Source organism: Curtobacterium sp. MCPF17_046 (assembly GCF_003224295.1).
Taxonomy (GTDB): domain Bacteria; phylum Actinomycetota; class Actinomycetes; order Actinomycetales; family Microbacteriaceae; genus Curtobacterium.
On the sequence record NZ_QKLB01000011.1, the window covers coordinates 106,585 to 119,664 of the forward strand.

General features: G+C 72.0%; 10 protein-coding genes. 6 read left to right on the plus strand and 4 right to left on the minus strand.

The features are described from left to right. Window positions 1-25: 25 nt before the first annotated feature. Window positions 26-1,756 carry a long-chain-fatty-acid--CoA ligase gene (locus DEJ32_RS11200; RefSeq protein ID WP_110901335.1) on the minus strand — a complete coding sequence of 577 codons (1,731 nt, stop codon included), beginning with the start codon at window positions 1,754-1,756 and terminating at the stop codon, window positions 26-28. A 53-nt stretch (window positions 1,757-1,809) separates the two neighbouring features. Between DEJ32_RS11200 and DEJ32_RS11205 the strand changes: the two genes are divergently transcribed. Further along, a complete protein-coding gene (locus tag DEJ32_RS11205) occupies window positions 1,810-2,748 on the plus strand; it encodes an oxygenase MpaB family protein (protein ID WP_110823735.1) in 939 nt (312 codons plus the stop codon). A gap of 211 nt (window positions 2,749-2,959) precedes the next feature. Here the strand turns inward: DEJ32_RS11205 and DEJ32_RS11210 are convergent, their stop codons facing one another. The 3 genes from DEJ32_RS11210 to DEJ32_RS11220 form a co-directional block, all read right to left on the minus strand. Continuing rightward, entirely contained in the window at window positions 2,960-3,961 is a 1,002-nt protein-coding gene (locus tag DEJ32_RS11210; protein WP_110901336.1) for an aldo/keto reductase, read from the minus strand. Window positions 3,962-4,005: 44 nt separating this feature from the next. Then, on the minus strand, window positions 4,006-4,572 hold the full coding sequence (locus tag DEJ32_RS11215) for a TIGR03086 family metal-binding protein (protein ID WP_110890271.1): 567 nt from the start codon (window positions 4,570-4,572) through the stop codon (window positions 4,006-4,008). 119 nt (window positions 4,573-4,691) lie between these two features. Then, the gene (locus DEJ32_RS11220) at window positions 4,692-5,252 is read right to left on the minus strand and encodes a YceI family protein (RefSeq protein ID WP_110901337.1); all 561 of its coding nucleotides are present in this window, start codon (window positions 5,250-5,252) and stop codon (window positions 4,692-4,694) included. A 199-nt stretch (window positions 5,253-5,451) separates the two neighbouring features. On the opposite strand from DEJ32_RS11220, the gene DEJ32_RS11225 reads away from it, so the two are divergent. The 5 genes from DEJ32_RS11225 (at window position 5,452) to DEJ32_RS11245 (ending at window position 13,014) form a co-directional block, all read left to right on the plus strand. After that, window positions 5,452-6,456 carry an aldo/keto reductase family protein gene (locus DEJ32_RS11225; RefSeq protein WP_110890270.1) on the plus strand — a complete coding sequence of 335 codons (1,005 nt, stop codon included), beginning with the start codon at window positions 5,452-5,454 and terminating at the stop codon, window positions 6,454-6,456. A gap of 320 nt (window positions 6,457-6,776) precedes the next feature. Next, window positions 6,777-8,795 (plus strand): glycosyltransferase family 39 protein, encoded by a 2,019-nt coding sequence (locus DEJ32_RS11230; RefSeq protein WP_146234141.1) that lies wholly within the window; start codon window positions 6,777-6,779, stop codon window positions 8,793-8,795. A 183-nt stretch (window positions 8,796-8,978) separates the two neighbouring features. After that, on the plus strand, window positions 8,979-9,551 hold the full coding sequence (locus DEJ32_RS11235; RefSeq protein ID WP_258369022.1) for a GtrA family protein: 573 nt from the start codon (window positions 8,979-8,981) through the stop codon (window positions 9,549-9,551). Continuing rightward, a complete protein-coding gene (locus tag DEJ32_RS11240) occupies window positions 9,548-11,029 on the plus strand; it encodes a glycosyltransferase family 2 protein (RefSeq protein WP_258369023.1) in 1,482 nt (493 codons plus the stop codon). Before DEJ32_RS11235 ends, DEJ32_RS11240 begins: the two co-directional genes overlap by 4 nt. Then, a complete protein-coding gene (locus tag DEJ32_RS11245; RefSeq protein ID WP_110901341.1) occupies window positions 11,026-13,014 on the plus strand; it encodes a glycosyltransferase family 39 protein in 1,989 nt (662 codons plus the stop codon). The genes DEJ32_RS11240 and DEJ32_RS11245 overlap by 4 nt, the downstream gene beginning before the upstream one ends. The last annotated feature ends 66 nt before the right edge of the window (window positions 13,015-13,080 follow it).

Sequence of the window (13,080 nt, forward strand, 5' to 3'; positions counted from 1 at the left end):
CCGCGGTGGGCCGCCCGGAGTGCTCCTAGTCGCGGTCGGTGATCGCGTCGCGCACCTTGCGGCGCAGGACCTTGCCGATCATCGAGCGGGGGAGGTCCTCGACGACCACCACGCGCCGCGGCACCTTGTACGCGGCGAGCTGGTCGCGGCACCAGGCGCGCAGGGCGTCGGCGTCGAACGAGGACGGGTCGGCGGGCACCACCGCGGCGACGACCTGTTCGTTGCCGGCCTGCGTGATGCCGACGACCGCGACCTCCTTGACGCTCGGGTGCTTCATCAGGGTGTCCTCGACCTCGGACGGCGAGACGTTGAAGCCGCCCGTGATGATGAGCTCCTTGAGCCGGTCGACGATCCGCACGAAGCCGTCCGCGTCGATCGCCACGATGTCGCCGGTCCGGAACCAGCCGTCGGGGGTGAACACCTCGTCGGTGGCGTCCGCCTTGCCCCAGTAGCCGCTGAACACCTGCGGCCCGCGCACCTGCAGTTCGCCGGACTCGCCGGTGCCGAGGACCTTCGTCTCGTCGTCGGGGTCCACCACGCGGCACTCGGTCGAGGGCAGCGGGAGGCCGATCGCGCCGAGTCGACGGGCGTCGGACACCGGGTTGGCCATGAGCACCGGAGAGCACTCGGACAGGCCGTAGCCCTCGACCAGGAAGCCGCCGGTGCGGGCCTCCCACGGTTCGATGACGTCCTGGGAGAGCGGCATCGCGCCGGAGATGCCGATGTCGATGCCCTGCAGCGACACCCCGGCCGAGTCGGCGGCGTGCTGCAGCCGCGCGTAGATCGGCGGCACGGCCGGCAGGAACGTCGGCGGGCGCTTCTTGATCGCCGCTAGCACGAGGGCCGGGTCGAACGCCGGGAAGAGCACGAGGCGCCCGGCGATGCTCATCGCGAAGGTCAGGCAGAGCGTCAGGCCGTAGGCGTGGAACATCGGCAGCACGGCGTGCACGACGCTGCCGTCACCGGCGCTGATCTGGGGGATCCAGGCGCGGGCCTGTGCGGCGTTGGCGAGCAGGTTGCGGTGGGTCAGGACGGCGCCCTTCGGGGTGCCGGTCGTGCCCGAGGTGTACTGGATGAGCGCGACGTCGTCGGTCTCCGGGCGCGGGTGCCGCTTCGACAGCTTCCGGCTCGACACCAGGTCGTCCCAGCGGGTCGTACCGGTGACCGGTGCGGTGAGCTTCGCGCGCGACTCGCGGGCCTTCGCGACCGGCAGCGAGAGCGCCAGGCGGGTGCGGCGTGGCAGGGCGCGCGTGAGGTCGACCGAGACGACCGCGTCGAGGGCGAGGTCCGACGGGAAGTCCTGCAGTGTGGCGACCGACTTGTCCCAGGCGATCGCGACCTTCGCGCCGTGGTCCTCGAACTGGTGCCGGAGCTCGCGCGGGGTGTAGAGCGGGTTGTGCTCGACCACGATCGCGCCGAGCCGCAGCACGGCGTAGAACGCGACGACGTGCTGCGGGCAGTTCGGCAGCACGAGGGCCACGCGGTCGCCCTTCGTCACCCCGAGCTTCCGCAGGCCGTTGGCCGCGCGCGCAATCTGCTCCTCGAGTTCGGCGTACGTCGTCGTCCGCGTGAAGAACTCGAGCGCCACCGCCTTCGGCCAGCGCGCCGCGGACTGCTCGACCAGGTCCGGCAGGGACCCGGTCATCGGCTCGATGTCGTGCGGCACCCCTGACGCGTAGGAGGCAAGCCAGGGACGAGGCGTGTCGATGCTCACGCGGACCAACCTAGCGGGCGGACCCGAGTCCTCGTCAGGCATGCTCCCGGGCGGACGGAGGGCGCACTGTCAGGGGCGCGACGGACCATTGCACCATGTCGTTCGTCTCCGATGCCTTCCGCACCCGTCTGCAGGCCACGTTCACGGGCAGCACCGCCGGCAGTCCGGAGTGGGTGGACGCCCTCGAGCAGGGGACCGACGCCGGCTTCTTCGGCCCGGGCTCGGCCACGTGGTCGGTGCACGGCGGCAACCAGACCATCGTCGCCGGCGTGCGCGCGTTGCTCGTCCAGGCGCTGCACCCGGGTGCGCTCGCCGGCGTCGCGGACCACTCCCGGTACAAGGAGGACCCCTTCGGTCGGCTCGCCGGCACGATCCGGTGGATCTACACCGTCACGCACGGCGACACCGCGACCGCCCGGGCGGGGAGCGAGTGGGTGCTGAAGCTGCACGAGCGGGTCCGCGGCGTGTACGTCGACGGGCACGGCGTCGGACGGCCGTACACCGCGAACGACCCCGACCTGGCGCGCTGGGTGCACCTGGCGTTCACGGACGCGTTCCTGCGCACGGCGCAGCGCTGGGGGCAGCCGATCCCCGGCGGGGCGGACGCCTACGTCAAGGAGTGGGCGGTCGCCGGTCGGCTCATGCGGGTCGCGGACGCCCCCGAGTCCGAGGCCGAGCTGCGCGCCCAGATGGACGGGTACCTCGACCGCGGGGAGCTCGCGGTGACGCCCAGGACCCGGGAGGTCCTGCGCTTCATCAAGAACCCCCCGCTCGCCCAGCTGCTGCGACCGGGCTACCGGGCGGTGTACCAGGGCGCGGTCTCGACCCTCGACCCGCGGCACCGGTCGCTGCTCGGCATCCGGACGCCCGCGATCGGACCGATCGAGCTGCCCGTCGACCGGGCGACCGGGGTCGTCCTCGACGGCATCGGCAGCGTGCTCGGCACCCAGTCCGGCACCGAGCGTGCGGCGCTCGCCCGCATCGCCCGGCTGGAGCGCGAGGCGGCGGCGGAGCGGGGCATCGACGGCGCCTGACGGCGTGGCCGAGGTCGCACGATCGGCCGTCCGGACACGTCCCGGCCGAGCGTTCGTGCGACCTCGGCGCCGCGCGGGCGGCGTGTCGTGCGACCTCGCGGGCGGGACCGGCCCGGGTGCGGACAGCTCGTCCGGCCCGGGGTGCGGACAGCGCTGGCACGGACGGGAGGCGCGGCACCAGCTGGTGCCGCGCCTCCCGTCCGCCGGTGCCTCAGAAGCCGGACGGCACCCGCGGGGTGTAGGCCTGCTCGAGTCGCTTGACCTCGTCCTCGGTCAGCGTGATCGCGGTCGCCGCGACCGCGTCGTCGATGTGGTGCTCCTTCGTCGCGCCGATGATCGGCGCGGAGACGGCGGGCTTGCCGGCGACCCACGCGAGCGCGACCTGCGCCATGCTCGCGCCCCGCTCCTCGGCGACCTGCCCGACCGCGTCGACGATGGCGCGGTTCGCGTCCTCGTCCTGGCGGTACAGCGTCTTGCCGAACTCGTCGGTGTCGGCACGCGAGCCGGAGCCCTGCGCGTCCCACGGGCGGGTGACCTTGCCGCGCGCGAGCGGGCTCCACGGGATGACACCGACGCCGGTGTGCTCGCAGAACGGGTGCATCTCGCGCTCCTCCTCGCGCTCGAGCAGGTTGTACTGGTCCTGCATGCTCACGAAGGGCGTCCAGCCGTGCAGCTCGGCGACGTGCTGCATCTCGGCGAACTGCCACGCCCACATGCTCGACGCGCCGATGTACCGGGCCTTCCCGGACTTGACGACGTCGTGCAGCGCCTCCATCGTCTCCTCGACGGGCGTGTCCGGGTCGAAGCGGTGGATCTGGTACAGGTCGACGTAGTCGGTGCCGAGGCGGGTCAGCGAGGCGTCGATCTCGTGCATGACCGCCGCACGCGACAGTCCGGCACCGTTCCGCCCGGGGCGCATCCGGTTGTAGACCTTCGTGAAGACCTGGACGTCCTCGCGCGGAGCGAGTTCCGCCAGGAGCTTCCCGGTGATCTCCTCGCTGCTGCCAGCGGAGTAGACGTTCGCGGTGTCGAACGTGGTGATGCCCGCCTCGAAGGCACGGCGGACGAAGGGCCGGGCGTCATCGAGTCCGACGCTCCAGGCGTGCGAGCCGGCGGCCGGGTCCCCGTAGGACATCATCCCGAGGACGATGCTCGAGATCTCGAGGCCGGAGCTGCCGAGGCGGGTGGTGGGGACGGTCGTGGTGTCGGACATGCGGGTCCTCCCGGGACGTGACGGTGCAGGTACCGACGGGACGGTCAGGCGGTCGTGCGGGCGTCGCGCCCGGTGACCGCGAGGAGCTTCACCTGCAGCGGAGCATCGTCGTCCACCTGCACTGGGGCCGCGTACAGGCCGGTCGCGGCGAGGGACTGGATCTGCGGCTCGAAGTGCGTCCACACCGCCTCGACGAGTTCGTCCGGCAGGTGCTCGTCGCTGCCGGTGGCCCGCGCGAGGTCCCACGTGTGGATCGCGATGTCGCTCGTCTGCTCCGCCAGGTACTCCCCGGCGCTCACCACGTCGGTGGCCAGGTGCACCGGGGTGTCCTGCGGTGCACGCTGCCACGCCTCGATCGCCGCGCTCGAGTGCCGCTCCCACGCCGCCACCAGGTCGTCACCGATCGGCTCGAGGTCGGCCGCGGCCTGCTCGTGGTCGCACCCCGTCAGGAGCTTCGGGATCCACCGCTGCTCGTCGACCACGTGGGCGACGAGGTCCCGGGTCGTCCACTCCGAGTCGGGGGTGGCGGCGTCCCAGTCGGTGACCGCGGCGACGCGGCGGCCGAACTCCGCGGCCGCGATGGTCTGCAGGGCGATCCAGTCGGTGGGCATCGTGGTGACTCCTGTTCGTCAGCGGTGCTGCTCACGCTACCGCTCGGCACGTCGTGCGTCGGGACACGGGACGAGCCCCGACGCCGAGGGCGCCGGGGCTCGTCGAGTGGGACCGCGGGTCAGGCCGCCTGGAGGACGAACTGCACGTCGAGGTTGATCGTGACGTCGTTGCCGAGCGTGAAGCCACCGGCCTCGAGCGCGGCGTTCCAGTTCACGCCGAACTCGGTGCGGTCGATCTTGGTCGTCGCCTCGGCGCCGAGCTTGGTCTGGCCGTAGCCGTCGGTGGTGACGCCGCCGAACTCGGTCTTGAGCGTGACGTTCTTGGTGACGCCGCGGAGCGAGAGCTCGCCGTCGATGAGCATGTCGTCGCCGCCCTCGCGGATGCCCGTCGAGCGGAACGTCATGTGCGGGTGCTCCTCGGTGAGGAAGAAGTCACCGGTCGCGAGGTGCTGGTCGCGCTGCGCCTGGTTGGTGTTGATGCTGGCGACGTCGATCGAGGCCTCGAGGGTGGTGTCGAGGGGGTTCTCGGCGGTGACGAGCGTCGCGTCGAACTGCTCGAACTTGCCCTTGACCTTGCTGATCGCGAGGTGGCGGACGGAGAAGCTGACCTCGGAGTGGGTCGGGTCGAGCTTCCAGGTGCCGGTGACGTAGCCGGGGATGGCGGAGGCGGTGAGAGCCATGGTGTGTCCTTCTTCGAGCGATGTGTCTTCGAGCGGTGAGTCGGGGGGCCGGCGCGGTGGTGCATGCGCCTGCATCGACCTTGATGCTACCCCATCCTGCACCCGTTTGGTTGAAGCATCAACCATTGTTCACCGAGGAGTCGACCCGGGTACTGCGGAGACCCCTCACGAGAGCGCTCACTCCAGTAGCGTCGGGCACATGGAATTCAGGTACCTGGGCAACTCCGGACTCAAGATCTCCGAGATCACCTACGGCAACTGGCTGACGCACGGCTCGCAGGTCGAGAACGACGTCGCCACCCAGTGCGTGCGGGCAGCGCTCGACGCCGGCATCACCACGTTCGACACCGCGGACACGTACGCCAACACCGCCGCCGAGACCGTCCTCGGCGAGGCGCTCAAGGGTGAGCGTCGGCAGTCCCTCGAGGTCTTCACGAAGGTGTACTGGCCGACCGGCCCGAAGGGGCACAACGACGTCGGCCTCAGCCGCAAGCACATCATGGAGTCGATCAACGGCTCGCTCGAGCGGCTGCAGACCGACTACGTCGACCTCTACCAGGCGCACCGCTACGACTACGAGACGCCGCTCGAGGAGACCATGCAGGCCTTCGCGGACGTCGTCCGCCAGGGCAAGGCGCTCTACATCGGCGTCAGCGAGTGGACCGCCGAGCAGATCCGCGCCGGTGCCGCGCTGGCGAAGGAGCTCGGCTTCCAGCTCATCTCGAACCAGCCGCAGTACTCGATGCTGTGGCGCGTCATCGAGGGCGAGGTCGTCCCGGCCTCGAAGCAGCTCGGTCTGTCCCAGATCGTCTGGTCCCCGATCGCGCAGGGCGTGCTCACCGGCAAGTACAAGCCGGGCCAGCCGCTCCCCGAGGGCTCGCGCGCCACGGACGAGAAGGGCGGCGCCGACATGATCAAGCGGTTCATGCGCGACGAGGTCCTCGAGGCCGTGCAGCGCCTGCAGCCGGTCGCGGACCAGGCCGGACTCACGCTCGCCCAGCTCGCCATCGCGTGGACGCTGCAGAACGAGAACGTCGCGTCCGCGATCGTCGGGGCATCGCGCCCGGAGCAGGTCACGGACAACGTCAAGGCCGCGGGCGTCACCCTCGACGCCGACGCGCTCGCCGCGATCGACGACGCACTCGGCGACATCCCCGAGCGCGACGCGTCGAAGAACGTGTCGCCGGCGCAGCGCCCTGCCTGATCCGGCGGGTCGCGGTCGCGACCGACCAACCGACGGGAGGCCCGGTACCAGCTGGTACCGGGCCTCCCGTCCGTCGTGCACCCACCGGCAGGCGACCGCTGCTCGGCTCGTGACCGGCGGCGGAGGCGCAGGGCACTCCGGTGGGGACACCGCGTGATCGGTGCGGGAAACCGCAGACGCGTCCTCGTGCCCTGTGCGGGAACCCGGGCCGGTGTTGTGATGACGGAGCACCGCTCACCACGCTGCTGCCCGGCGACCCGAACGACCGAAGGCTCCACGATGCCCCTGCTCCCGCACGCCCGCGACCTGCTGCGGTGCCCGTGACCGCCTCCTCGATCGGAGCCCGCCGGTCGTTCGCCGACAGCGCCGTCGCCGCCGCGGCGCGCACGTCCGCGAGCGACCTGGCCTGGCTGCTCCCGGTCCTCGCCGTGACGGCCGCCGTGCTCGTGGTCGGCCTGGAGGGCAACCCGCAGCGGATCGACGACGAGGGCACGTACGCGGCCCAGGCGTGGTCGGTGTTCCACCTCGGCGGCCTCACCCACTACACCTACTGGTACGACCACCCGCCGCTCGGGTGGATCCAGATCGCGTTGTACACCGAGGCGACCGGAGCCTGGGTGCGGCACGCGACCGCGGTCGGCGCCGCGCGCGAGGCGATGGTGGTGTTCGCGGTCGCATCCGCCGCCCTGCTGTACGTGCTCGCGCGCAAGCTGCACGTCAGCCGCCCGGCCGCCGCCGCGGCGGTGCTGGTGTTCGCCCTCTCGCCCCTGGCGGTGCAGTACCACCGCGACGTGTACATCGACAACGTCGCGACCCCCTGGCTCCTCGCGGCCTTCGTGCTCGCCGTGTCCCGTCACCACCAGCTCGTCGAGTTCGCCGGCTCGGCCGCCTGCATGGTCGCGGCGGTCCTCAGCAAGGAGACCTTCCTGCTCGCCCTGCCGTTCCTGGCGTGGACGATGTGGCGGTCGGCGCACCCGGAGATCCGCCGGTACACGCTCAGCGTCGCCGCGGTCGTCCTGGCGCTGGGCGGGTCGTCGTACCTGGTCTTCGCGGCGACGAAGGGCGAGCTCGTGCCCGGGCCCGGACACGTCAGCCTGTGGCAGGGCGTCACGTTCCAGCTCGGGGACCGGAGCGGCAGCGGCTCGGTGTTCGACCCGGCGACGCCCGCGAACCACGTGGTGAGCCTGTGGCTCGGCCTCGACCCCGCCTTCGTGGCGCTCGGGGTGGTCGCGAGCGTCGCCGCTCTGGCGGTGCCGCGTCTGCGCTCGGTCGCAGCCGTCGCCGTCTTCCTCATCGCGGTCGTGCTGCGTCCGAACGGGTACCTGCCCGTGCCGTACCCGATCGCGATCCTGCCGTTCGCCGCCCTCGCGATCGCCGGTGTCTCGGACGTCCTCGTCCGGGCGGTGGTCGATGCGGTCCGACGGGCACGGCTGGCCCGGGCGTCCGGCGAGCCGTCGGGCAGACCGGGTCGCCTGGTCGTCTCGGTCGTCGGACTGACGGTCTGGTCGGTCGCGGCGGTCGGGGTCGTCGGCGCCGCCGCTCCCGCCTCCGCCGCCCGGCTCGGGTCGTTCATGACGACCTCCGCGGACGCGCCGATGCTCGGCGCGCAGGACTGGATCACCGCGAACGTCTCCCGGTCGGACCGGCTCCTGGTCGACGACGCACTCTGGGTCGACCTCGTCCGGGCCGGCTTCCCACGGCAGAACGTCATCTGGTACTACAAGCTCAGCACCGACAGCGCCGTCGCACGCCAGAACCCCTCCGGCTGGCGCGACGCGGACTACATCGTGACGACGCAGTCCGTGGCGATCGGCGCCACGCAGCTGCCGGGCATCCAGGCCGCACTCCGCGCCTCGGCGCCGGTCGCGGTCTTCGGCGAGGGTGGCGAACAGGTCGTCGTCCGGCGCATCGACCGGCAGGGGGCGGAGCACCTCCGGGCCGGTGCGGAGCGGGCCGCGGCGACCCGGGAGCGGGTCGGGACGGAGCTCGTCGGCAACCCGGCGCTCCGTGCCTCGGACGACCAGACGGCGCTCCTCCGCAGCGGGGGCGTCGACGAGCGGGCGACGGTCGGGATCGGGGCGGTGCTCGCGGCCGGTCCGGTGACGCTCACCGCGCTCCCGGTGGTGCCGGGGGAGCAGGAGACGGCCCGCCGCGGCGTCGTCCTGCAGGCCACGAACACCGCCGCCGCCGAGCAGGCCGAGATGCGCCTGCGCGGACTCGAGGGTGCGCTGGCGCCGGACCGCGTCCACCGGCGCGGCACCGAGGTCGCTGCGACCTGGTCGCCGAACGACCCCGCGGGGCCCGGTGTGCTGCGCGGCGGTACCGGCCGCGCCGGGTGACCTCCCCGTGCACGGGCGTCGGCGCCTCCGTGGACGCTCGCCATGACGGAGTTGCGGGCCATGGCAGATGAACAGCGCGTGTCGCGCGACTGGCAGGGGCCTGGCAAACCCTGTACCCCGACCAAACCACCTCCCCGTGACCCCCGAACCGGGGGCATGCGCTCACCAGTGACCCCCGTCCTGGTGCCACCCGTCCAGGGGGTGGCGCCCGCGTCGACCCCGCACCCGTCCACCACTCCGCACCCGTCCACCACGCCCGGAGCGACGGCAGCACCCGTGGCCGCTGCGGCGGCCTCCCGTCTCGTCCGCCTGACCCGGGCCGTGCGGGAGCTCGCCACCTTCGGCGCTGTCGGCCTCATCGCCTTCGTCGTCGACCTCGTCGTCTTCAACGTCCTCCGTGCCGGCGTCCTCGCCGACCACGCCGTGACCGCGAAGGCCGTGTCGGTCGTCGTCGCCACCCTGGTCGCCTGGCTCGGCAACCGGTTCGTCACCTTCCGGACGCAGCGCACCCGCGGCCGTCGGGAGGCGGTCCGGGAGGGTGTGCTCTTCGCCGCCACGAACGCCGGCGGGCTCGCGATCGCAGCCGGCTGCCTGCTCGTCTCACACCACGTCCTCGGTCTCACCAGCACCCTCGCCGACAACGTCGCCGGCAACGGGGTCGGTCTCGTCCTCGGCACAGCGTTCCGCTTCGCCGCGTACAAGACCCTCGTCTTCCGTTCCCCCGACGCTCGTCGCACGAAGGAGCCCACCGAATGACCATGCTCACCACGCTGACAGCGGCCGCCGCGCCGCTGCTCCAGCCGAACGACCCCGCCGGGACGCCGGGGGACGTCCCGAACCGCGGCACCACGGACGTCCCGACCGGCGGGTCGGGGCAGAGCGCGCACGTCGCCTGGTCCCTGGGGGAGTGGATCGGCTACTCGGCGCTCGTCGCGATCTCCGTGCTGCTGACCCTGGTCGCGCTGTCCACCCTCTGGTGGATGCTGCACGCCTGGCGCTCACGCTCGGCCCTCCGCGCCACGAGCTTCAGCCAGACGCCGCGACCGGCCGCGCACCGCTTCACGCTCCTCGTGCCCGGGCGGCACGAGGAGGAGGTCATGGGGCAGACGCTCGACATGCTCGCCACCCAGGACCACCCCGACTTCGAGATCATCGCGATCGTCGGCGAGGACGACCCGGGCACCGACCGGGTTGTGCGCGAGGCCGCCGCCCGGCACCCCGGGTTGATCCGGGTCGTGGTGGACGACACCCTGCCGAAGAACAAGCCGAAGGCGATGAACCTGGCCCTGCAGTACGCGACCGGCGACATCGTGGGCGTGTTCGACGCCGAGGACGAGGTCTACCCGCGCCTGCTCAGCCTCGTCGACTCGCGGTTCCAGGAGACCGGCGCCGACGTCGTGCAGGGCGGCGTGCAGCTGATGAACTTCAAGTCCAGCTGGTGGTCGCTCCGCAACGTGCTCGAGTACTACTTCTGGTTCCGGTCGCGCCTGCACTTCCACGCCGAGTCGAAGTTCATCCCGCTCGGCGGCAACACCGTCTTCGTGACGAAGGAGCGGCTCGACTGGTCGGACGGCTGGGACGCACACTGCCTCGCCGAGGACTGCGAGCTCGGCGTCCGGCTGTCGGCCGACAACGCCAAGGTCGTCGTCGCGTACAGCCCGGAGGCGGTCACCCGCGAGGAGACCCCGCCGACGTTCGCCTCGCTCCTGAAGCAGCGCACCCGGTGGAACCAGGGCTTCCTGCAGGTCCTCGAGAAGGGCGAGTGGAAGAAGCTCCCCACGTTCAAGCAGCGCTTCTTCGCCCGGTACCTGCTCACCATGCCGTTCATCCAGGCCGCGACCGGGCTGCTCATCCCGCTCAGCGTGATCATGATCGCGTTCGTGAAGGTGCCCACCGGGATCGCCCTGATCTCGTTCATCCCGCTCGCGCCGACGCTCATGCTGCTCGCGGTCGAGATCGCCGGGCTCGGCGAGTTCGGCCGGCTCTACAAGGAGAAGGTCCGCGTCCGCGACTACGTGAAACTCGTGCTCGGCCTCGTGCCGTACCAGGTGTTCCTCGCCGCCGCGGCCGTCCGTGCCGTGATCCGGCACGCCCGGAAGCAGAACGGCTGGGAGAAGACCGAGCACACCGGCCAGCACCGCGGTGCCGGCCAGCCCGAGGTGCAGGGCTTCCCGTCGGCCGTGACCGAACCCGAGCCGGCCCTCGTCGGCGCGACCGCGGGAGGTGACCGATGACCGCCAGCATCACGGACACGACCGGCATCCCGATCCGCGGCGCACGGAGCTCCTCCGGCATCGGCACCTGGATCCGCGTGCACTCCCGGAGTGCGGCCTGGCTCCTGCCCGTCGTCGCGATCGCCGCGGTCGTGCAGGCCTGGAACATGGGCGGCACCCCGCAGCGCATCGACGACGAGGGGACGTACACCGCGCAGGCGTGGGCGATCACCCACCTCGGCGAGATCACGCACTACACGTACTGGTACGACCACCCGCCGCTCGGCTGGGTCCAGATCGCCGGCTACACGCAGCTGACCGGCGCGTTCGCCCGCTACCCGTTCGCCGTCGAGGCCGCTCGCGAGGCGATGGTGTTCTTCGCCGCCGTCTCCGCCGTGCTCCTCTTCGTGCTCGCCCGCCGTTTCGGTGCCGCCCGGCCCACCGCGGCGGCCGCGGTGCTCGTCTTCGGCCTCTCGCCGCTGGCGCTGCAGTACCACCGCACCGTCTACATCGACAACGTCGCCACCCCGTGGCTGCTGGCCGCCTTCGTCCTCGTGCTGAGTCGCCGCCAGCAGCTGGCCGGGTTCATCGGCGCCGCCGCGTGCTTCGGGATCGCGGTGCTCAGCAAGGAGACCTTCCTGCTGGCGCTGCCGTTCCTCGTCTGGACCGCCGCCCGTCGAGCGGACCCGAGCACCCGTCGGTACACGCTCAGCGTCGCCGGAGCGGTCCTCGCCGTGATCGGTGGCGCGTACGTCCTGCTCGCCGGCGTCAAGGGCGAGCTCCTGCCGGGTGCCGGTCGGGTCAGCCTGCTCGAGGGCATCACCTACCAGCTCGGCACGCGTGCGGCGAGCGGTTCCGTCTTCACCGGCGGCAGCCTCGCGAACGAGGCCGCAGCACAGTGGTGGGCACTCGACCCGGTGTTCATCGTGCTCGGCTCGGCAGCCGCGGTCGTCGGACTGTTCCTCCGCCGCGTCCGCCCGGTCGCCGCGATGCTCGTGTTCCTGCTCGTCTTCATGTTCCGCCCGAGCGGCTACCTGCCGGTGCCGTACGTGATCATGCTCGTGCCGTTCGGCGCCCTGCTCGTCGCGTACGTCGCGGAGCGCGCCGTGCTCGCCGTGACCGGGGCCACCGCGTTCCGCGCCCGGAACCGGGTCCGCGGTGCCGGCCGTCGCACGCTCGGCGGGGTCTGGGCGCTCGGCACGGCCGCTGCCGTCGTCGTCGCCGTCCCGCTCTGGGGCACGCAGCTGCGCGGGTTCCTGGTCGCCGACCTCGACCGACCGATGGCGCAGGCGCAGGACTGGATCGGCGACAACGTCGACAAGAGCTCCCGCCTGCTCGTCGACGACGCCATGTGGGTCGACCTGGTCGACGACGGCTTCGCGCGGAACAACGTGGTCTGGTACTACAAGCTCGACACCGACGGAGCCGTGGAGCGCCAGTCCCCGAACGGCTGGAAGGACTCCGACTACGTCGTCACGACCGACTCGATGCGCACAGGCGGGACCTCCTCGTCCGACGTGCGGCAGGCGATCGCGAACTCGACGACCGTCGCGTCGTTCGGCACCGGCAACCAGCAGGTCGACGTCCGCCTCATCAACGCGCAGGGACGGACAGCGGCCGAGCGTGAGGCCACCAGGGCGAGCGACCTGCGGAAGACGCTCGGGACCGAGCTCGCGGAGAACCCCGCCCTCCGTGCCGACGCCGGCACCGCGTCCCAGTTCCGCGCCGGCCAGGTGGACCCGCGCGCCGTGGTCTCCCTCGGTCAGGTCCTGGCCGACCGTCCCGTGGGCGTCGACCGCTTCACCCCGCTGCCGGGCGAGGACGGGCAGACGTTCCGGCAGGTCGTCCTGCACGCGAGCAGCGTGCGGGCCGCCGCGGCGACCGAGCAGACCCTGGACGCCATGGCGGACACCTACCGTCCGGAGTCGATCGAGCGCGACGGCGACACCCTGACCGTCCGCTGGTCCGCGACCGACCCGACCACCGCGCAGGTGGGTGCGCCGTGACCCCCGCGGCCCGTCCCACCCGTACCCCTGTCTCTTATACACATCTCCGAGCCCACGAGACATCTC